18 protein-coding genes and 1 pseudogene are annotated in these 20877 nt (G+C 58.4%); 6 read left to right on the top strand and 13 right to left on the bottom strand.

The genetic code is table 11. The features are described from left to right. On the top strand, positions 1-214 hold a 214-nt coding region (locus G518_RS40655; RefSeq protein WP_211231715.1), incomplete at its 5' end, for a hypothetical protein. Between the two features lie 293 nt (positions 215-507). On the opposite strand, the gene G518_RS35300 is transcribed toward G518_RS40655, so the two are convergent. The 7 genes from G518_RS35300 to G518_RS0115165 form a co-directional block, all read right to left on the bottom strand. Next, positions 508-1908, bottom strand: a complete 1401-nt coding sequence (locus tag G518_RS35300; RefSeq protein WP_051236735.1) for a cation:proton antiporter — start codon at positions 1906-1908, stop codon at positions 508-510. Positions 1909-2003: 95 nt separating this feature from the next. Further along, on the bottom strand, positions 2004-2729 hold the full coding sequence (locus G518_RS0115190; RefSeq protein ID WP_028603287.1) for a response regulator: 726 nt from the start codon (positions 2727-2729) through the stop codon (positions 2004-2006). A gap of 4 nt (positions 2730-2733) precedes the next feature. Beyond that, a complete protein-coding gene (locus G518_RS0115185; protein ID WP_028603286.1) occupies positions 2734-5454 on the bottom strand; it encodes a sensor histidine kinase in 2721 nt (906 codons plus the stop codon). Between the two features lie 107 nt (positions 5455-5561). Continuing rightward, entirely contained in the window at positions 5562-6206 is a 645-nt protein-coding gene (gene kdpC / locus G518_RS0115180; protein WP_028603285.1) for a potassium-transporting ATPase subunit KdpC, read from the bottom strand. A gap of 10 nt (positions 6207-6216) precedes the next feature. After that, positions 6217-8241, bottom strand: a complete 2025-nt coding sequence (kdpB, locus tag G518_RS0115175; protein ID WP_028603284.1) for a potassium-transporting ATPase subunit KdpB — start codon at positions 8239-8241, stop codon at positions 6217-6219. A gap of 13 nt (positions 8242-8254) precedes the next feature. Then, a complete protein-coding gene (gene kdpA / locus G518_RS0115170) occupies positions 8255-9985 on the bottom strand; it encodes a potassium-transporting ATPase subunit KdpA (RefSeq protein WP_028603283.1) in 1731 nt (576 codons plus the stop codon). A gap of 53 nt (positions 9986-10038) precedes the next feature. Further along, the gene (locus G518_RS0115165; protein WP_245597975.1) at positions 10039-10779 is read right to left on the bottom strand and encodes a TorF family putative porin; all 741 of its coding nucleotides are present in this window, start codon (positions 10777-10779) and stop codon (positions 10039-10041) included. A gap of 303 nt (positions 10780-11082) precedes the next feature. Here G518_RS0115165 and G518_RS40415 point away from each other — a divergent pair, with 303 nt between their 5' ends. After that, positions 11083-11253, top strand: a complete 171-nt coding sequence (locus tag G518_RS40415; protein ID WP_169457951.1) for a hypothetical protein — start codon at positions 11083-11085, stop codon at positions 11251-11253. A 269-nt stretch (positions 11254-11522) separates the two neighbouring features. Here G518_RS40415 and G518_RS0115155 read toward each other — a convergent pair whose 3' ends face one another. Continuing rightward, positions 11523-13001 carry a cryptochrome/photolyase family protein gene (locus tag G518_RS0115155; protein WP_028603281.1) on the bottom strand — a complete coding sequence of 493 codons (1479 nt, stop codon included), beginning with the start codon at positions 12999-13001 and terminating at the stop codon, positions 11523-11525. A 46-nt stretch (positions 13002-13047) separates the two neighbouring features. On the opposite strand from G518_RS0115155, the gene G518_RS0115150 reads away from it, so the two are divergent. Continuing rightward, entirely contained in the window at positions 13048-14121 is a 1074-nt protein-coding gene (locus G518_RS0115150) for a metallophosphoesterase (RefSeq protein ID WP_028603280.1), read from the top strand. A gap of 67 nt (positions 14122-14188) precedes the next feature. Here G518_RS0115150 and G518_RS0115145 read toward each other — a convergent pair whose 3' ends face one another. The 5 genes and pseudogenes from G518_RS0115145 to G518_RS0115130 form a co-directional block, all read right to left on the bottom strand. Beyond that, on the bottom strand, positions 14189-14527 hold the full coding sequence (locus G518_RS0115145) for a cupin domain-containing protein (RefSeq protein WP_028603279.1): 339 nt from the start codon (positions 14525-14527) through the stop codon (positions 14189-14191). Between the two features lie 239 nt (positions 14528-14766). Further along, positions 14767-14928, bottom strand: a pseudogene (locus tag G518_RS41540) (helix-turn-helix domain-containing protein); the annotation flags it as partial. Between the two features lie 224 nt (positions 14929-15152). Further along, entirely contained in the window at positions 15153-15800 is a 648-nt protein-coding gene (locus G518_RS0115140; protein WP_028603278.1) for a glutathione S-transferase, read from the bottom strand. Between the two features lie 47 nt (positions 15801-15847). Continuing rightward, the gene (locus G518_RS0115135) at positions 15848-17023 is read right to left on the bottom strand and encodes an acyl-CoA dehydrogenase family protein (RefSeq protein ID WP_028603277.1); all 1176 of its coding nucleotides are present in this window, start codon (positions 17021-17023) and stop codon (positions 15848-15850) included. Positions 17024-17204: 181 nt separating this feature from the next. Further along, a complete protein-coding gene (locus G518_RS0115130) occupies positions 17205-17696 on the bottom strand; it encodes a MarR family winged helix-turn-helix transcriptional regulator (protein WP_028603276.1) in 492 nt (163 codons plus the stop codon). Between the two features lie 208 nt (positions 17697-17904). Here G518_RS0115130 and G518_RS0115120 point away from each other — a divergent pair, with 208 nt between their 5' ends. Genes G518_RS0115120 through G518_RS0115110 form a run of 3 tightly spaced genes read left to right on the top strand, consistent with a single transcriptional unit; the run spans position 17905 to position 20876 of the window. Continuing rightward, positions 17905-18660 (top strand): enoyl-CoA hydratase/isomerase family protein, encoded by a 756-nt coding sequence (locus tag G518_RS0115120; RefSeq protein WP_028603275.1) that lies wholly within the window; start codon positions 17905-17907, stop codon positions 18658-18660. Positions 18661-18662: 2 nt separating this feature from the next. Next, positions 18663-19859 carry a CaiB/BaiF CoA transferase family protein gene (locus G518_RS0115115; protein WP_028603274.1) on the top strand — a complete coding sequence of 399 codons (1197 nt, stop codon included), beginning with the start codon at positions 18663-18665 and terminating at the stop codon, positions 19857-19859. Positions 19860-19901: 42 nt separating this feature from the next. Next, positions 19902-20876: a Bug family tripartite tricarboxylate transporter substrate binding protein gene (locus tag G518_RS0115110; RefSeq protein WP_028603273.1), complete on the top strand. Its 975-nt coding sequence runs from the start codon at positions 19902-19904 to the stop codon at positions 20874-20876. Position 20877 lies beyond the last annotated feature (1 nt).

Raw genomic sequence — 20877 nt, 5'->3', positions numbered from 1 at the left:
TGGTTTGCCCATGCACAGCGACATCCAGATGGGCGCTTGCTACATCTACGCCAACAAATTGGGTAGCTTGTTGGATCTTCATCGTACAAAATACGAGTGCCGGGGTGGGCCCTGCTGTCGGCGTGAGCTTGCAAGAATTGGAGATCGAGACTGCATCATGCAGGTGACGTCGCCAGGTTCCTTATCGTCGCTCGGCGCAGGGATGGGGTGCTGACTCAGTAAGTCGGTCCATTGGGTCTAATGCAATGGCCGATGCCCGTCGATGTCCCTCCATCCCGGCTCCTCGCCCTTTCTTCATGGTTGGTTGATGGAAACCAAACCATACAAGCCTGTCGAAGCGTTGCGCAAGGTTTCGACAAGCTCAACCCGAACGGCATTTTTCTTCAACACCATTCACCGTTTGACCGAAACCATAGAACCTCAGGGTGAACGGTGGTGGGTTGATCGACATGAACTCCGAAAGCGTCAATAGGAACCTCGCTTCCCCAGCCACTTCCACTTCGTGCTTCAAATTTTTAGCGGCACAGCCCGGCTCTGGCCACGTTGAAACAAAGTTAGCAGCGGCCCGGTCATGAAGGTCGTCACAAGCGCCATGATCACCAGCATGGTGAAAATTCGCGGCGACAAAATTCCCAGGTCATAGCCGATGTTCAAGGCAATGAGCTCCATGAGACCTCGTGTGTTCATGAGCGCACCCAATTGCAAGGAATCTCGCCATCCCATGCCCGTCCAACGTGCGGCAAACGTAGTCGCACCCAGTTTCCCCACCGTTGCCAGCGCAATGATCGCCGCGCAGGTCAGCCAATCTCCCAGGCTGGATATCAGGCCGATCTCGGTGCGCAGCCCCGTGAACGCGAAAAACAGAGGCAACAGCATCACGCTGCTGAACCGCTCCACCCGGGTGCGGATGCGATCGCGGAAATCGTTCTCGTCCGGCATCACGACGCCTGCCAGAAAGGCGCCAAACAAGGCATGGATGCCAATAAGCTCCGTGGACAAGCTGGCCGCCACCATGACACACACCACAACGGCCAAGGCGCCAGAAGACGGCTCTTTCCCGGACGTGTCTACCCAACGAGGCATGAAGCGCTTGACTACAGTCAGCATGATCACCACAAACAGCAGTGCCAGAACAAGCGCCACGGCGGCTCCAGCCAAGTCGGCCGAGCGGGATATGGCCACGACAAAGGCCATGATGCTCCAGGCGGTGACGTCATCCACCGCTGCGCAGGCTATGGCGGTGGCCCCTAACGGGGTATGTGTCATACCCCGCTCTTGAAGAATGCGCGCGAGCACAGGAAATGCCGTGATGCTCAAAGAGATCCCGAGGAACAGCGCGAATGCACGAAAGCTCGCTTGCGGGCCGGCGAGCGGCTCGAACAACACGATCGCAAGAGCGGTGCCCAACAAGAACGGCACCACAATACTGGCATGGCTGACAGCCACCGCCGAGCGAACCTTGTGACGCAGATGGTCCGCCTTGAGCTCCATGCCCACCGTGAACATGAACAGGCAGATACCGATCTGACTGAAAAGGCGTAGGGCTCCCAGAGAGTCAGAAGGGAAGACAAACGCAAAGGCCTGTGGCCAGACGTGTCCAAGCAAGGAAGGGCCCAGCAATAGACCTGCGGTCATCTCCCCAACCACTGCGGGCAAGCCAAGCCTGACGAAAGCAGCACCGGCAAGACGTGCAGCTGCGATGATCACCAGCAACTGGACGAACAAGCGGCTGAGGGGGTGGGCCATGTTGTCCTGCATAGAGCCAAAAAGGCCCTTCGCGTCGGCGTCCGGTGCGGCTGCCACAGCAGGAGCCAGCGATGAACCGTAGTGCAAGATCCAACCGATCAGCGCCACGGCGAGTACTACAGAGATGGCGTAGATTAAAAACTGTCGAAGCCAAGATGCCATGGAATGCGTTCCTTTACGGCCGTGAGTCTAAGCGGAGCCTCTTTACTGACCTATGTCGCGCACTTTTTTTCTCAAACAGCGGGCTTGTCGCCTTTTCAACGTACATCCAGGCGATCCTTACCCACAAACCGCAACCCCACGCCGGGCTCCGTGACGATGTACCTGGGCGCCGAGGCATCGTCGCCCAGCTTATGACGCAGTTTCCCCACAAGAATCCGCAGGTAGTGGGCGTCTTCTTCATGGGTCGGACCCCAGACCTCCCTCAAAAGCTGGGGCTGGGGAACCAGCCGCCCTGACTGTTCAACGAGCAGCGCCAGCAGTGCAAACTCCTTGCGGGAGAGGATGACGGGCTGTCCCAGAACTTGCACCTCGCGTTGGGCGAGGTCAATGTGCAGATGTCCATCGTCAAAAACTGGCCCGGTCTCACTGCGCAAGCCACTCACTCGGAGAAGGGCACGGATACGTGCCATGAGTTCCTCAATCCCAAACGGCTTGGTCACATAGTCATTGGCACCGGCATCCAGCAACGCCACCTTTTCTTCTTCGCCTGAGCGCACGGTCAGCACAATGACGGGAACCCGCGACCACCGCCGCAGGTCCTTGAGAACGTCCTGCCCGTCACGATCAGGGAGCCCCAGATCGAGCACCACGATGTCGGCACCCTTTCCTGCGAGCAGGCTCAAGCCCTCCTGGCCGGTTGCTGCCAGCAAGGTGAGATAACCTTGGGATCGCAGGCTGATGTCAATGAGTTTGCGAATATGCGGCTCATCGTCAATGATGAGAACGCGCGGTGCGGGTGCGGAATCCAAGACTTGGCTCACGAGTTCAAACCTCTTTTCCAGGCTGCTCACCCCGTGGCAGGGTCAGCCGAATGGATGTACCTTGCCCTTGGGGCCCAGGCAAAGCCTCCACGGCCCCCATATGGGCGCCCACAATCCCCTGGACGATCGTCAGGCCAAGACCCGTTCCCTGCTTTCCCCGGTCTCCACGCTCCACACTGTAGAACATGTCGAATATTCTTCGCCGTTCGTGTGCAGGAATGCCAGGTCCGCGGTCCGAGATATCAATGCGCACGGTATTGCCTTCGGCGGCTTGGGCCTGCACCCTGATAGGCTCGCCCGGCGGAGAGAATTTAGCGGCGTTTTCCATGACATTGAAGATAGCTTGCTCGATCAACGCCGGATGGACGTGGATCAACCCTATCTCAGGGTCGATGTCATTTTCCACCTTCACCGTGGGCTCATAGCGCTGAAGACGCCGCGAGGCGGAGCCAATGAGCTCATCCACCCCAATCCAATCACGCGATAAGGTCAGGCCATCCTGGCCCAACCGGGTCATGTCCAGCAAATTCTGAATGTAGCGGTCCAGTCGCTCGCCCTCCACTCGAATGGTTTCCAATAAGCTCAGGCGATCCTCTGAGCTCATGTCTTTCCCATAACGGGCCAGGCTGTCAGCCGCACCGATCATGGATGACAGCGGCGAACGCAGATCATGAGAGACCGAAGACAGCAGCGCTGAGCGCAGCCGTTCTGTTTCGCCGGCCACTCGCGCCACCTCCAGCTCTGAGACTAGGCGAGCACGCAATGCAGCTTGCCCGATGTCTTCCGTCATGCTCTCCGCAAGTCTGCGCTGTTCGAATGACAGCCGCCCCATCCCTGGAGGAAACCGCAGCCCCACCACGCCCAGCGTGTCTTGATCAGCGCGGATGGGAAGAAACCACCAACTGGAGTTGGCCAGCGTGTCGGTGTAGCGGCCGCTGGCTTGTCCGTGTTGCTCCGACCAGTCTGCGGCCACCAGATCTTTCTCGGTGAACTCACTTTCAACTGCAGAAGGGCCTGACTCGCCGTTAATGCGCAGCCATGCCTGAGCGTTCAAGCTGGACTGGAGCACGGAAGAACTGGCAGAAATAACCTGACCCAGATCGGCCGCCTTGGACAATTGCCGAGCCAGGTTTTGAATGACCGTGGCATGGGTGTTGGCAGCACGCAAAGAGATCACTTGCATTCTCAGCCTAGACGCCAGACGCCCGGCAATCAAAGCTGCGGCCATGAACAGGAGCACGGTGGCCACGCCCCTTTGTGCGCTGATGAGAAAGGTATAACGCGGCTCGATGAACAGGAAGTCATACGCTAGAAAGCACAGTATCGCGGTGATGACCGCAGCGGCCATGCGAGTCCGGGAAGCCACCAGCAACACTGCAATCAGAAACACCGTGGATAGATCTTCCAACCCCACGAATCGCTCGGCGACGGCAGCCGCCGCGACGGCCCCTAAAGTGGCGAGCAGGATTAGTGACAGCTCGCCCTTGGCCAACCGCTCGCCCGCCAGATCGTGCAATCGCCGCGCACGCTGCCTTACCTGCGGGGTGCTGACGATGGTCAGTTCGTAGCGAGCACCTCTTTGCAAGAGCTGCTGAGTCAATGTGCGGTTGAAAATTCGCGCAATGGGGCGCTCGCGGGTACGTCCAATTACGATGGCACGGGCCCCTCGCAGGGCTGCGGCGTCCAGAAGCGCCTGCGTGATGTCCGTGTTGTGGATCATCTCTGTCTCCCCGCCCAGACTGCGCGCGAGAGCGAAAGCCTTGTCGATTTCGATCTGGCGCTGCTGCTCCACATAGGCCATCGAGTGGCGCTGAGACGCCGCATGTTCGAGATCTTCCGCATGAAGCGCCGCGTCAGCGGAGTGCCCTGTATCCACGGAAACAACCGACCAGGGTGCGCCGCGTCTCTCAGCAATCCGCGCGCCAGCTCGCACCAGGTATTCCGACTGGCCTTTGCCATCAATGGCAATCAGCACATGGCGTTGAATGACCATGCCAGCCAATCCGCGAGCTGTGCGCTTCTCACGCAGATCCGCATCCACGTGCTCAGCGACGGTCTGCATGGCCAGTTCGCGCAGCGCCGTGAGATTGGATGGGGAGAAGAATGCTTGCAGGGCCTGAGTGGCCTGTTCCGGCAGGTACACCTTACCCTGGTTCAGGCGCTCAATCAGTTCCCGCGCGGGCAAGTCCACCAGCCGAATGTCTCGCAGCCGCTCGAACACTGAATCGGGCACGGTCTCGCTCACGCGAATGCCGGTGATCTGATGCACGACATCGTTCAAACTCTCCAGATGCTGGATGTTGACTGTGGTGTAGACGTCAATGCCAGCATCGAGAAGCTCCTCCACGTCTTGCCATCGGCGCTCATGCCGACTACCCGGCGCGTTGCGATGGGCCAGCTCATCCACCAGCGCGATGGCAGGTTTGCGCGCCAAGAGGCCGTCGAGATCCATTTCATCAAGCAAGCGATCCTGGTACTCCACCTTCTTTCGTGGCAACTGGGGCAGGCCATCGGCCATGGCTTGTGTCTCGCCACGCCCGTGCGTCTCCACGATCGCTATCAACACATCAACCCCCTGGCGGTGTAGCTCACGCGCACGAGCCAGCATGGCGTAGGTTTTGCCTACCCCGGGCGCGGCACCAATAAAGACGGTCAGCCTCCCTGCCGCTTGGCGCCGCAGCTCACCGACAAGGGCGTCAGCTTGTTCTTTGTTTTCAGAGCCCATAGGTTTCTGTTGAGTTCACGGCGCGTTCTAACCGGTAGGTCGGAGCCAGGAGCGTGTTGATAATCTTATCGCTCGAAAGGATCCGTGCCAGTCGGTCCACTTAAAGCTTAGCCCGGTTTGCGTGAATCCAGGGCAAGATTGAGTTTCAAAACATTGACCCGCTCCTGCCCCAGGAAACCAAGCTGCTTAGCCTCGGTGTACTCAGCAACCATCGCTTGAACGATTTTCGGATCCAAGCCTCGTGCGCGGGCTACCCTGGCAATCTGAACCGCTGCACCTTCCGGACTGATGTGAGGATCAATCCCCCCGCCGGACTGCGTGATCAGATCGCCAGGCACGGCAGAGGGCTCTATATCCTCACGTTGCGCAACGGCCATGCGCGCCTCTTCCAACCGCTTGCGCATCTCCGGGTTGGTGCGTGCCTGGTTGCTGCCTGCCAGCGCCATGGTGTTGTATGCAGCTGCCGAGGGTCGCGGTTGAAAGTATTGATCGCTGCCGAAGGGCTGTGCCACCAGCTCGGAGCCAATCACTTTTCCATCACGCTCGACAATGCTGCCGTTCGCCGTCTTGGGGAACAGGGCTTGCCCAACACCCACACCGGCCAGGGAGTAGATGAAGCCGAAGCCGGCCAGAGAAAGAACCATCAGGCCGACGGCACCACGCCAAGCCCCCCGGTCCACCACCGGAGAATGCTCAAGGCCGGTTCTCCCAGCTTGAGCGGAATTGGAAGTGAGAGAAGAGTTAACGTTCATGGGAAACACCTCAAATGTGGAAGAGAACAGACAAAGTCATGTCGATGAACTTGATCGCAATGAACGGAAGCACCACACCCCCGACGCCGTAGATCAGCATGTTGTTGCGCAGCAGGTGGGTCGCGCTGGCTGGTTTGAAGCGAACGCCACGCAGGGCTAGTGGAATCAACGCGGGAATGATGAAAGCGTTGAAGATCAATGCTGACAACACGGCGCTGGACGGGCTCGACAGGTTCATCACATTGAGAGCAGCCATGGACGGTATGGCTGAAGCGAACAGTGCGGGCAGGATGGCGAAGTACTTGGACACATCATTCGCCAGTGAGAAGGTCGTCAGCGCACCGCGCGTGATGAGCTGCTGCTTGCCGATCTCCACCACGGCCAGGAGCTTGGCCGGATCAGAATCCAGGTCCACCATATTGCCGGCCTCTTTCGCAGCTTGCGTGCCAGAGTTCATGGCCAGCCCCACGTCAGCCTGAGCAAGTGCAGGCGCGTCGTTAGTGCCATCACCCACCATGGCCACCAAGCGCCCTCCAGCCTGTTCGGCACGAATGCGAGCGAGCTTGTCTTCGGGTGTAGCCTCGGCAATGTAGTCATCTACGCCGGCGTCTGCGGCAATGCTGGCGGCGGTCAACTTGTTGTCGCCAGTGATCATGACTGTCTTCACGCCCATCTCACGCAAGCGCGCAAAACGCTCCTTGATGCCGGGTTTGATCACGTCAGACAGTTCGATGATGCCAAGCACGTGGCGGCCATCGCTGACGACGAGAGGTGTGGCGCCTTTACGTGCGACATTATTGACGCGCACTTCCAGCTCAGCCAGAACGTGCCCATTCAGCGATTCAACATGCTTGATGATCGCGCTCATGGCGCCTTTTCGGATCACCCGGTTATCCGGCAAATCAACGCCAGACATGCGAGTCTGCGCAGTAAACGGCATAAAGTGAGCATGCGCCGGATCAACAAGCTGCTCGCCCTTCTCGCGGGCCAGTTTGACAATCGATTTGCCTTCCGGCGTGGGATCCGCCAGTGAAGCCAGCAATGCGGCCTGGCGAAGATGGCTGGCGTCCACACCAGCGAGCGCATAAAAAGCCGTGGCCTGGCGATCGCCGTAGGTGATCGTGCCGGTCTTGTCGAGCAGCAGCACATCTACGTCGCCCGCCACCTCCACCGCCTTACCGGACTTGGCCAGCACATTGGCCTTGAGCGCGCGGTTCATGCCCGCAATGCCAATGGCGGGCAACAGGCCGCCAATGGTGGTGGGAATGAGGCAAACCAGCAGCGCCACCAGCAGCACCACATTGATCTCAACGTTCACGAAGCCAGCAATGAAGGGCAGCGTGACCACCACAATCAGGAAAGTCAGGGTCATGACGGCGAGCACGATGCCCAAAGCGATCTCGTTGGGCGTTTTTTGCCGGTTCGAACCTTCCACGAGTGAGATCATGCGGTCCAGAAAACTGGCGCCTGGTTCGGCTGTCACGCGAACAATGATGCGATCAGACAGTACCTTGGTGCCGCCGATCACGCCTGAGCGGTCAGTCCCGGCTTCGCGCAGCACTGGCGCGGACTCTCCGGTCACTGCGGCCTCGTTGATGGTCGCCAAACCTTCAACGATCTCACCGTCTGCGGGTACGAGTTGGCCTTCTTCTACGACCACCAAGTCCCCGGGCCGCAACTCTGCTGCCGGCACAGTGGTTTCCTTGCCCGCCTTATCGACCCGGCGTGCGACCAGATCCTTGCGAGCTCGGCGCAAGGAAGCTGCCTGGCCGCGGCCACGTGCCTCAGCCACCGCTTCTGCGAAGTTGGCGAACAACACGGTTGCCAGCAGGATCAGCGTCACGGACCAGCCAAAACCGGCGGTGGTCCACCCAGCGATGGTAGCCACACCTGTTAGAACAGTGCCCAGCCAGACCACGGCCATCACGGGATTCTTAATGGCGTGCTGAGGGGCCAGCTTCTTGATCGAATCAATCAGCGCGGGCTTTAAGCTGTGCGCGTTGCTCACCGAGGATTGTGTATTTGTAGTCGTCATGTTTGAGATTCCTTCACCGAGCCAGCAACTCAGTCAGCAACAAATGGTCAGCTACGGGGCCAAGGACCAGCACGGGCATGAACTGCAAGAGCGTGAGAATGACGGCGATACCAATCAGCGTGAATGCGAACGTCGGCGTTTCGACCTGAAGCGTTCCTGAGCTTTCCGGGGAGCGGCGTTTGGCTGCCAGCATGGCGGAGATGGCCAGGGGGATCACCAGGGAAGGAAAGCGACCAAGTGCCAGCACAATGGCGCAACTGACGTTCCACCACACTGTGGCATCGCCCAAGCCCTCAAAACCTGATCCGTTATTGGCAAAGGCCGAGACATACTCGTAGAAGACCTGACTAATACCGTGGAAGCCCGGATTCGAATTGCCTGCCAGGTTGGGTACAGCCAACGTGACTGCGGTAAAGCCCAGGATCACCAACGGCTGGAGCAGCACCAGGATCGCCAATAGCTTGACTTCCGGCCCTTCGATTTTTCGACCAAATAGCTCCGGCGTACGCCCCGTCATGAGGCCTGCCAGGAAGACTGACAGCATCAGATAAACCAGGAATTGCATCAGGCCGCAACCCACCCCACCCCAGATGGCGTTGATCAGCATGTTGATCATGGACATCATTCCAGTCAGGGGAGCTGCAGAGTCGAGCATCGAATTAACGGAGCCGTTGTTGATCTGCGTCGTAGTGGCAGCCCACAGCGCCGAAGCTTCAGCCCCCAGTCGAACCTCTTTGCCCTCCATCAGCGCGGTATCCACAGTGGTTGCGGAATAGCTTTCTGACCACAGGCTGATGCCAGCCGAAAGAACAGACATGGCCAGCATGGTGCCGAACACCATGGTTCCGAACCTGCGCCGCCCCGTAAAAGGCGCCACCATGAACACAATGGATACAGGAATGATGGCAATGGCAAAGAGCTCGAGGAAGTTGCTGAGTGGCGTGGGGTTTTCCAGCGGCACCGAACTGTTCGGGCCGTACCATCCACCACCGTTGCTACCCAGTTGCTTGATGGCGACCATGGGCGCCACAGGGCCGAGCGGTATTTTTTGCTCCTTGAACTCTGCAGTGGCTTCTACGGGCGTTGCCACGGGGCCTGCCGAGAGGGTGGCTGGCACGCCCTGCCAAGTCAGCAATGCGGACCATACGAGACACAGCGGAAGCACAAAACGCAGCGTGGCGCGTATCACGTCGGCCCAATAGTTTCCTACGTCAATGGTGGCCTTGGTATCTGACGTAGTGGAGTGGCTCAGTTCCTGATTCATAGCCTGGCGGCCGCCGAACAGCCCACGCAATGTGGCCGCGACCATTGCCAAACCCATGACAGGCGTGACCACCTGGAGGCCCACAATGCCCGTCATCTGCGACAAGTAAGACAACTGGGCCTGGCCTGAGTAGTGCTGCTGGTTGGTGTTCGTGAGGAACGACACCATCGTGTGCAGCGCCAAGTCCCAACTCATATTCGGCACACCATCCGGATTGAGGGGCAGCCAAGCCTGCGTCATGAAGAGTACCCATACGGTGATGGCGAGCAACAGGTTGGACAACAAGAATGCGCCGACATACCCACGCCAGCTCATGCCCACTTGGGGCCGGGTGCCCAGCAATGCATAGAGAGGGCGTTCGGCCCAGGAAAACATCGCGTCGCTGCGCATAGGAGCGCCGCGCATGACCGCCGCGAGATAGCGACCGAATGGCCAGCCCACCAGAATGAGCAGCGCTAGTAGGAGAAGTGGTTCAAGCATGATTTGATACTCTGTGGATCCCAAAGAGGGGTGCGGTCACGAAAATGAACCGCTTAGAAAGACGCCTGAAGCGCAAACTCGACGCGTGAACCGCCCATGCCAGGGAAGAGCTGCTTGGTCGCTGAGTCGGTGCTGTGCACTGTCAGCCGAGCCTCGAAGGGCGCCTTGAACGCCCAGATGACGCCGAGAGACCCATGCGTGTAGCTCTTGGCGTATGCATGGTCCAGGAAGTAACGTGCCAGCGTTCCCTCTACTCGCCAGTCATCATTGATGGGGTAGCGCGTTCCGATGAGCGCGTAGGTACCGGTCGACTTGCTGGCCATTGCATTCGTGGAACGCCCGACTGATATCCAATAGTTGTCACGCCAGGTCACGGCGGCATTGATCTCATTCCAGTTGAGACTCGTATGCGCGCCTGGGTACTGGTAACGAAGGAAGTACACATCAAGCGCCCAGTCTGGAGCGACTTTTCCGTTCCATCCCAGCGCGATATCTAACTCAGCCGTCGCACCGTTGTCGGGCTTGAATTTGACGTTCGAACCCCACACCGATGCATAGAGCCCCGAGTCATGGGCGTATTTGACAGCGCCTTGAATAGCAGGCTTCTCGCGGGTTTGGGAAGAGCCACGCCATACGTAGTCAGAAGTCAGTGCCAGGCTACCAGTGAGTTGGGCGGCAGCCGCCGTGGGCCACGCGGCGACCGCAGCACCACCGCATAGCGCAGCGGTACCTGCGAGAGATTTGAAGAGCTTGAGACGCATATCCTTATCGGAATCGAACGGCGAAATTGCCATGCGTCAGTATTCGCTTTTACCTTCCGCGTCGTCATAACTTCTGCGTAAATTTCAAGCGAGCTCTTCTACGGAGAGCGCGGAAAAGCGTCCTTTCGAGGCCTGCTGAAACTCCGCACGGACGAGCGAGAATTTATGCGGAATTTACGACCTAAGGGGCCGCTTCAGCGTAAGGTTCAGCCACAAATTCAAGGGCCACTAGACGCCGCGAAATGCCTCAATTTCTCCAGGACATTGTTTTCGTACTTTCTGTGATTTCTGGGTTCATCACACTGTTTTGCGTGTTCAGTCGCATAGCGGCGTGGTATGAAACCAGACCTCAAATCAAGCAGTCCGGTCCGCATCACTTTGACTGATCTGCTGCACGTCCTGCTGGCGACGCTTGCCGTCATAGCTCCGCTGCTTTTCGCGTGGCTGCTCGTCGACCGATCCGCCCGACGCAAGCCGCATACGGACGTCTCAAAAGACAACTATTGATGCGGCCTTATAAAATTTGCATCCCGTTCTGCCTGAGAAGGCTATAAGCCCTTTGAAAAGCTCATAAGAACCGTTCGCGCTGAGCTTGTCGAAGCGTTGCGCAAGGTTTCGACAAGCTCAACCCGAACGGTAGTTTGTAGCTCAAACGATCTTTGCAACTTGACCGAAACCATAGAACCTCAGAAGGTGTGAACGGATACGGCGAGCTCCGGACCAGGGGGCTAGAGGCCCTCTAGGCGAGCAGAGGCAAAGAAGCTCAATCAGACCCGTCACTCTGCGTCAGTCGCAGGCTTCGCGTCTGCGCTAAGAAAGTGAAATCGCATCAGAGTTCGCTGACGCGCGCGGGCATGATCAACGATTGGAGCCGGATAGGTTTTGCCCAAATGAACGCCACACGCTTGCAGCTCCGCCGGCTTCATGCCAGCAGGAAAGTGAATATGCTTGTCTGGGACCTTCGCCAACTCAGGTACGTACCGACGAATAAATCGGCCATCAGGATCGAAGCGCTGCGATTGGGTTACAGGATTGAAGATGCGAAACCATGGTTGTGCATCGCAGCCCGTTGATGCCGCCCACTGCCACCCACCATTGTTGGCAGATAGGTCGTAATCATTGAGGTGCTCAGCAAAATGGCGTTCACCCCTGCGCCAGTCAATACCCAGGTCTTTGGTGAGAAAGCTGCCAACCACCATACGCAGGCGGTTGTGCATGTAGCCAGTCTGGTGCAGTTGCCGCATGGCAGCATCCACCAGTGGATAGCCGGTCTGGGCGTTGCACCAAGCCTGCCAAAGTTCAGGCGCGTCATCCCAGGCTACAAGGTCGTAAGCGGGGCGAAATGATTGGGTCACTACATGCGGGTGATAGTGCAAGATCATGAAGTAGAAATCACGCCAAGCCAGCTCTGAAAGCCAGGTCTGAGCGCCTGGGTCACCCTGCAGAGCGCGCTCTTGAGCCAGCGCAGCGAGTTGGCGAATCGAAACGGTGCCAAAGCGCAAATGCACTGAGAGGTATGAGACGCCTTTGCGGCCGGGGAAATCCCGATCTACGTCATACGCGCGCATGCGCGGCAAGAAGTCTTGCAGCAGTTGCTGCGCCCCTTTCATACCCAAAGGAATCCGCAAGTCCTTCAAGTTGGTCCGGGAGAAGCCAAGGTCTTCCAGAGTAGGCAGGCGCTCACCCCGTGGGAGTTCTGCCAGGTGCCTTGCATAGCGCTCTACCGGATAGGGCTTGAGCTGAAACGCGTCCAATTTTTGCAGCCAGGCGCGTTTGTAAGGCGTGAACACACTATATGGGCTTCCTTGCTGCGTAAGTACCTCATCCCTATCAAGCAGCACATGATCTTTGTAGTCGGTGAACGCAATACCCAGCGAACGCAGATCCTGCGCCACGCGCCGGTCTCGCTCCACTGCTTGAGGCTCATAGTCCCGGTTGGTCAGCACCTCCTGCACACCCAGTTTTTGCGCCAGTTCCACAATGCAGCTTGCCGCAGAACCAGTACGCACCATCACACCGCCGCCCGGAGCTCCGCTGCGCAGCGCCATGGCCTGCAAGGCCTCATGGAGTTCGAGCACGCTGGCGTGGATGAACTCCACGCGCCTGTCCTCCCTATTGGGCAGGACATCCAAAATATCGGTATCGAAGATAAAGGCACAATAAACACGCTCAAACCGACGCAGCGCCTGATAGAGGGCGGATTGATCGTAGCAACGCAGATCGCGCCGTAGCCATACCAGAGCAGAAGAGGTCATGCATGTATTCTCTGCTGTAAGTGCATTGACGCCACGGAAAATACTCATGAGCTTGATTCAGCCCCTTCCCAGCGGTCCGCTAGACATCGTTGGCGATATTCATGGTGAGTTCGAAGCCCTCGTTCAGTTGCTGAGCCATCTCGGCTACGACGATCAGGGCAACCACCCCGAGGGCCGCAAACTGGTGTTCGTGGGAGACTTCTGCGATCGCGGACCTGACAGCCCCGCCGTGCTGGAGTTGGCACAGCAGTGGGTGCAAACGGGTCGAGCCCTGGCCGTTCTGGGCAACCATGAGATCAACCTCCTGCGTGATGACGCCAAGGACGGATCGGGTTGGTTCTTCGATGCCCGCCTTGCACGGGACCAGAAAAAATACGCACCCTTTCGGCGGCCCACCCCGCAGCAGCGCCGCGATATTGTGGAATTCCTATCTGCCTTGCCCATTGGGCTGGAACGCACTGACTTGCGCGTGATTCATGCAGCCTGGCAAAACCCTCAAATTGATGCGGTGCGGCATCTGCCTCTGGGAAGCGTTCGAGACGAATACGACAAGTGGGAACACCTGGGTCAGCAGCAAGCTCGCGAATCCGCGTTGGAAGAACGCATGGCCAAGGAAATGGAGCATTGGGCGCATAGCCTGGAAAGTAACGAGCACCAGCCTCCTTTTCTGCACGCGCACGCAGAGTTCGAGGCGAACAAGCAGATGGTGAATCCGCTCAAGGTGCTCACCTCAGGGGTGGAGCAGAAAGGTGCCATCCCATTTTTCGCAGGCGGTAAGTGGCGATTCGTCTCGCGGGTTCCGTGGTGGGATATGTATGCCGAATCCACGCCTGTGGTGGTGGGCCACTACTGGCGCCGGCTGCGGGCTATTGATCGAACCCTCGTCGGCAAAGGGGACGTAGATCTTTTTGAGAACACTCACCCTCTTTCGTGGCATGGGGCTCGCGGGAATGTGTTTTGCGTTGATTTCTCAGCTGGTGGGCGCTGGCTGGAACGAAAGTCTGGTGGTGTCGTGGGGCATGATTTCAAACTTGCCGCCCTGCGCTGGCCAGAACGAACCCTGCAGTTCGATGATGGGCATGTGCAGCCCACCCAGGGATTTGGAGAAGTAGGCGGCTAAAGGCGGTATCCCTTGGATCACAAGGCGGCCAGTGGGCACTACGGCTTCCTGGCCGCACCGCTCAACTTCAAATGATGACGTAAACCTTGCGGATCCGGGTCTTGATCTCCCAAGTGCCCACAGTGTTTTCCGGGAAGTACAGGCTATCGCCCGCTCCGAAAGATATAGGCTCACCTTCATCTGGTTGGAACACGCAACTTCCCTCCAGCAAATGCATGACTTCGGCGCGAGCGACCTGCCTCCGGAAGCTACCTGGCTCGCACTCCCAGACCCCCGCCTCGGCAGAACCCTCTGGCAAAGTGAAATCTGCGCCGCTAAGTTTAGGAGCAGGCCCAATGGGCATAGACGGTACGCCCGCGTCTGCAAGTGCGGTGATAGAGCTCTGGCGAATGATTTGAATAGACATGGTTTCTTAGTTGTTTAACCTGCTCCGTACTGCACCCAATATGCCGCACTCCAGCCGGTCACTGAAGTGCCAGATCCGAGGTGCAATCCGGGAATAAAGGTGTGGTGCTAGCAGCGAAAATGCCGCAGCGTTTGCCTGTGCAGAGACGTCTTCATGGCCTTCCAAGGAGACCGACGACAGCACTGGTGCAAAAAGCCTCGTCGGAGCATACCAGCAGGGATTGGGCGCCATTCATCAGGCTATGAGATCTGACTGAGGCGCGCGACCGCTGCGGTACGGTTTCCCACCTTCAGCTTGCGCATCAGGTGTCCCACGTGAAAGCGCACGGTGGCATAGCTAATCCCAAGTTGGCGTGCAATCTCTTTATCGGCTGCGCCGCGCTGCAGCAGTCTCGCTACCTCGCATTCCCGAGAGTCGCCCTGGAGTTCTCAAAACTGGCAAATCAGGATGCGCCGCCTTTTGGCTTTAGGCTTCGCTTTGGAAAAACCCATCGGCGCCCTATCAGCTCCTCAGCTTTCGTCGCAATGACAAGGGGATTGGAGAGCCGCGCCTGACGACGCGACAAGACGAGAGAGGGATCAGCCGAGAGGCGGAGTGTTAGGTCCTGGGCTCTTCGGCGCGAGACTCAGGGCTTTTTCATCCGAGCCATCATCAACTCGGTATTGCTTTTTCGATCAGCATTGACCTTCTGCACCGTGGGCCGCTCCCCCAAGCGCTTGAGGTAATCTTTCACGGGCAGGCCGGCCAGCATATCTTGCCCATAGATGATTTTGCTGGCGCTGCTCACCAGGGGTAAGTGCACGGCAGCAGCGCAATCCGCCAGCGTGAAATTCTCGCCAGCAATGAAGGGCGAGAACTTGGCCAGTTGGCCAAACCCAGCGATATTCTTCTCCAGTTGGGGACGAATTTTTTCTTTCAGGTTCTCACTCACCTTGCCGCCAAAGAACGCCTCAGGATAGAGGTTGCGCGCGAGCAGTTCCAGGTGCAATTCAATGTAGCGCAGGATCTCACGCACCTTGGCCGCCTCATAGGGGCTGGCAGGCATGAGAGGCTTCTCAGGATAGGTGTCCTCGATGTACTCGAGGATGACCGTGGACTCGCTCAACGGCCCCTGGTCTGTGATGGCATAGGGCACCTTGCCGAGGGGGCTGGCTGCAGCGTCTGTTTGACCAAGCCACGCCAGTACCTCCTCGAAAGGCACGCCCTTTTCAAGCAATGCCAGTTTGACCTTGTTGTAGTAATTGCTGGCGGCAAATCCGCAGAGCTTCAACATGGGTTGTCTCCCTTTATTTTTTAGAACATCAAAACGTCGTTAGTGAATCAGCTGCTTGTTTTTCCGGCAGCGTGCACGAGCTTGCGAGCCATGCTCCAGCGATGGACTTCGCTGGGACCATCATAGACCCGGAACGCGCGCATATCGGTGAAGATCCGCATCACAGGTGATTCCGCCGTCACGCCCTGCCCGCCCAGCATTTGCACGCATCGATCCACCACACGCCACTCTGCTTCAGAGCAAGCCACCTTGGCCCGGCTGGATTCATAGTTGCACTTCTCGCCCTGATCAAGCAGCCACGCGGTGTGCCAGATATGCAGACGCGAAGTCTGAAGATCTATATCGTTATCTGCCAGCATGAAGCCGACGCCTTCGTGTTCCGCCAGTGGTTTGCCGAAAGCGTGGCGCCTGCTCACATAGTTGAGCGCGATATCGTGTGCGCGCCTGGCTTGCCCCAGCCAGCGCATACAGTGGGTAAGCCGTGCCGGTGCAAGACGAACCTGCGCATAGCGGAAACCTTTGCCGATTTCACCCAGTACATCACTCGCGGGTACCCTGAGGTTTTCGAAGCGCAAGACGCCATGGCCGCCCGTGAAGCACGCATCCATGGCGTCCATGTTGCGCTCCAGAGTGATGCCAGGGCGGTCCATATCAGAGAGGAACATGGTGGCGGAGCCATCTTCCATGCGCGCCATGATGATGATGTAATCAGCGCCATCAGCCCCGGTGATGAACCACTTTACGCCGTTGATCAGGTAATCATCACCATCACGCACTGCCGTGGTCGCAAGCATGGAGGGGTCAGCCCCCGCACCCGGGGAAGGCTCAGTCATGGCGAAACAGGAGCGGGTTTCCCCTGCCACTTGGGGACGCAACCAGCGCTCCTTCTGCTCCACAGTAGCCACTTCTTCCATGAGGTGGATGTTGCCCTCATCTGGTGCATGGATATTGAGTGCCGTGGGGCCTAACCAGGAATAGCCGGCTTCTTCGAACACTGCCGCTTTGGCGATATGGCTGAGGCCCAGGCCGCCCATTTCTTTGGAAGCATGGGGGGTGAGCAGGCCAACTGCCCGCGCACGCCCTACCAGTTCGCGGCGAAGCTCCTCGCTGGGGCCATGATGGGATTTGCGCTCGTCGTTTTCGAGGGGGATGATCTGATCGGCAATGAACTCGCGCGTCTTGTCGCGCAAGGCAATGATTTCCGGCGATAAGGAAAAATCCATGTGAGAGGCTCCTGCTTCTAGGGAAGTGGCGTTGGAATGTCAGGCTAGGTGCATCCTCTCACAGCGGATTCGCCTGAGATGTCACATGCCAGACATAGCAGGGATTTCGGCGGCCCGTCGCTCCCTTCACTCTCGCCATTCCCGGATGGCCGACTTTTACTCCAGCGTCAGGCGCCCGGCATCACCCGCCTGAGATGGCGCGCTCTTCTTTCAGCATGGATTTCGCCTGGGTCGTTAGAACGCCCAGGATGGAAAGAAGCTTCTCGCGATCGCTTTCCGGCAAGGTGGAAAGCAAATGGTCGTGTCGCTGGTGAGCATCTTCCATGCCCTCATGGAAGAGTTTGACGCCATGCTCGGTGAGCGACAGCACCACGCCCCTGCCATCTTCCTCACTGCGCTCGCTCACGATGGCGCCCTTATTGACAAGCGCAGTCACTGTACGGCTGGCGTAGCTCTTATCCAACCCGGTTCGTTGGGCCAGTTGCTTGAGCGATAAAGGACCGTAACTACCCAGGTGCCCCACCGCGCGCCACTCCAGCAAGGTCAGATTCAGCTTTCTACGCATCCGCAATGTGGTCACGGTGGCGGAAATTCCTGCCAACGCGTGAAGCCGCGTCGACAACAGCTCGCCAAACACAAGCTCGGCGGCCTTGGAGCCTTTTTGCTTCTTCATACAACTTTCATCTTCCAGTGCTGGCCCATTTTATCGATCTGATCTAGATCAATCCCGGCGTCAACAACCATTTGAGGAGTCTGCAATTAAGTTGACGATCTCAACTTGTTAGTTTACATTGTCCACAAATTATTGTGATTGCCAAGAGGCAATCCACGCTGAGAAAAGCTCCCGCCAATCGATAAACCCGCCCTAGAGAGACAAATCCATGAGTTCTGAGAAGCACCTTCTGATCGAAGATCACGGCGCGGTTCGTGTTTTGACCATGAACCGGCCAGAAAAGCACAACGCGCTGAATACCATCCTTACCCGCGAATTGCTGGAAGGTTTGCGTGCTGCGGACGCGGACCCAGCCATCAACGCGGTGGTTCTGATAGGGGCAGGAAAATCCTTCTGTGCAGGCGCGGACACCACCGAGTTCTCCGCTTTGCTCCCAGACGCGCCGCAAGCCGTGAATGCAAGAGCAGACCTCACAACATCGCTCCACCTGGTGTTCTCTCAGATGAACAAGCCAGTCGTAGCCGCCGTACGCGGCAATGCCCTGGGCGGCGGCGCGGGCTTGGCGATCGCTTGCGATCTGGTGGTGATCTCCGAAACCGCCCGTTTCGGATATCCCGAGTTGAAGCACGGCATCGTGGCGGCCGTGGTGCTTGCGAATTTGGTACGGCAACTGGGTAAGAAGCAAGCATTCGAGCTTGTTTCGATGGCAGAAGCGATCAATGGCCACGAGGTCAAGGCTCTGGGCCTGGCCAACCGGGTAGTCCCCGATCAGGATGTCTTTGACACCGCCATGCAAATGGCCTCCAAGATGGCGGCCTGGAGCCCTCTGGCCATGGCCACGACCAAGCGCACCTTTCATCGGGCCAGCGACCTCTCCCTGGGCGACGCGCTCGGCGTGGGCCGCGACGCCAACGTGATGATGCGAGGCTTCCGCTCGGCCAGCTCTTCTAGTGAGAAACACTGAGCATGCGACCACTGGAAGGCCTCACGATCCTGGATCTTTCGCGCGTGTTGGCATGCCCATTCGCATCGATGATTCTTGCCGAACTAGGAGCCGATGTCATCAAGGTGGAGCAGCCCGGCTCTGGAGACGAAACGCGCTCCTTCGAGCCGGTGGTGCACGGCAAAGAAGGCGATGTGTCTGCGTATTACCTGGCTTTCAATCGCAGCAAGAGATCCGTCACCGTCAATCTGCGTTCGCCTGAGGGGCAAGAGATCATTCGCCGGTTGGCAGCTAAATCAGATGTGCTGCTCGAAAACTTCCCCACGGGAACGCTTAAGCGCTATGGCCTGGACTATGAAACCCTGAAGCCACTCAACGACCGGCTCGTCTATGTGTCCTGCACCGGTTTCGGAATGACCGGCCCCTATGCACATCGCAAAGGGTACGACACCGTGTTCCAGGCGATGGGCGGCATCATGAGCCTCACTGGCGAGCGTGGTGGCGGCCCTGTGAAACCGGGACTACCAGTCGCTGATCTGACCTCTGGCTTGTGGGTGGCCATTGCCATTCTCTCGGCCATCAATGGCCGTCATAACAGCGGACACGGCAGCCATGTGGATTTCTCCATGTTTGATGGACAGGTCGGCCTGCTCTCGCTCGCAGCGGCTCGCTGGTTCACTCTGGGGGAAATCCCGGAGCGGCTGGGCACGGAACACCCAGGACGCATTCCCTCTGCCGCGTTTGAGTGCTCCGACGGGAATTGGGTCCAGATCACCGGTAGTGACCAGCACTGGAAGCCTCTGTGCGAGTTGCTCGGCCTGGAGGCTTGGGCCAACGATCCGACGCTGCTCAAAAACGCTGACAGGTTGGCCAGACGCGAGGAGGTCATGCAGGGCCTGGGCGACGCGATCAAGAAGCTCAGCCGGGATGAGCTTTGCAAGCGTTGCGACAAAGTGGGGGTGCCAGCCGGCCCCATCCTGAACGTTGAGGAAGTTCTCAGCAACGAACACGTCGCAGAACGCGAAATGGTGGTGAAGTACGACCACCCACACATCGGTGAATTCAAGGGTCTGCGGATTCCATTCCGCTTCGACGGCCTGGATGACCCCGAAACGCAGCGCCCCCCCCTGCTGGGCGAACACACCGAAGGCGTGCTCTCGGACCTGCTGGGACTCCAGCCCGCCGAGATTGATGCTCTACGCGCTCAGAACGCCATCTGATCCATCACTTCCTTCCGACCTCTTCCAAGAAAGTAGCCAACCATGCATATTTTCCCCAAACGACTGCTTGCCGGCCTTTTAGTCGCGGTAGCAGCCGTGGCCCAAGCCCAGGGTGACGCGTTCCCCACCAAACCGATCACCATGGTGAACCCCTACGCTGCCGGTGGTCCGGCAGATATTCTCGGCCGCGAGTTAGCCAAGCGATTGGGCGATGTTCTCGGCCAGCCAGTGATCGTGGACAACCGCCCCGGTGGCGGCGCGTCAGTGGGCGCAGCCTACGTCGCTCGGGCCCCAGCCGACGGCTATACGCTTCTGATGGGCACCGCCGCCGCGCACACTGTCACACCGCTGGCGACCAAAGTGCCCTATGACGGCATCAAGGATTTCGAGTTCGTAGGCATGATCGCCAACGTTCCAAACATCTTGACGGTGAACCCCGGGGTCAAAGCCGGCACTCTCAAAGAGTTCATCGCTCTCGTGAAGCCTCAACCCGGCAAGCTCAGCTACGCTTCTGCGGGCATGGGTAGCTCACCGCATATTGCCTTTGAGATGTTCAAGCACGCTGCGGACATTTCGCTGGTTCACATCCCCTATCGAGGCGCAGCGCCTGCCACCACCGACATGGTGGCAGGTACCGTACAGGCCGGCATGCTCAATGTCTCGGTGGTGGTGCCGTTCATCAAGGATGGGCGCCTGAAAGCGCTGGCTTACGGTGGCGCCAAGCGCTCCCCGGAACTGCCGACTGTGCCCACCTTTGCGGAGGCAGGCCTCAAGGGCATGGAGACCGGTAGCTGGTACAGCTTGGCGGCTCCCGCCAAAACGCCCCCTGCTGTCGTCGAGCGTTTGGCGCAGGCCCTTGAAAAAGTGAAAGCCTCGCCCGAATTCCGGGCTGCGCTGGACAAGCAGAACTCCGAGCTGCTTCCTCAAATGCGCACGCAGGCCAGAGATTTTGCTGCCTTGGATGGCAAGCGCCTCGAACAGCTGGTGAAAGACACCGGTATGAAGCTGCAGGAGTAAC

This window comes from Ottowia thiooxydans DSM 14619 (genome assembly GCF_000422885.1).
Classification (GTDB): Bacteria; Pseudomonadota; Gammaproteobacteria; order Burkholderiales; family Burkholderiaceae_C; genus Ottowia; species Ottowia thiooxydans.
The sequence above is the reverse complement of the archived record's forward strand: the minus strand, read 5'-3'. Positions and strand labels throughout refer to the sequence as shown.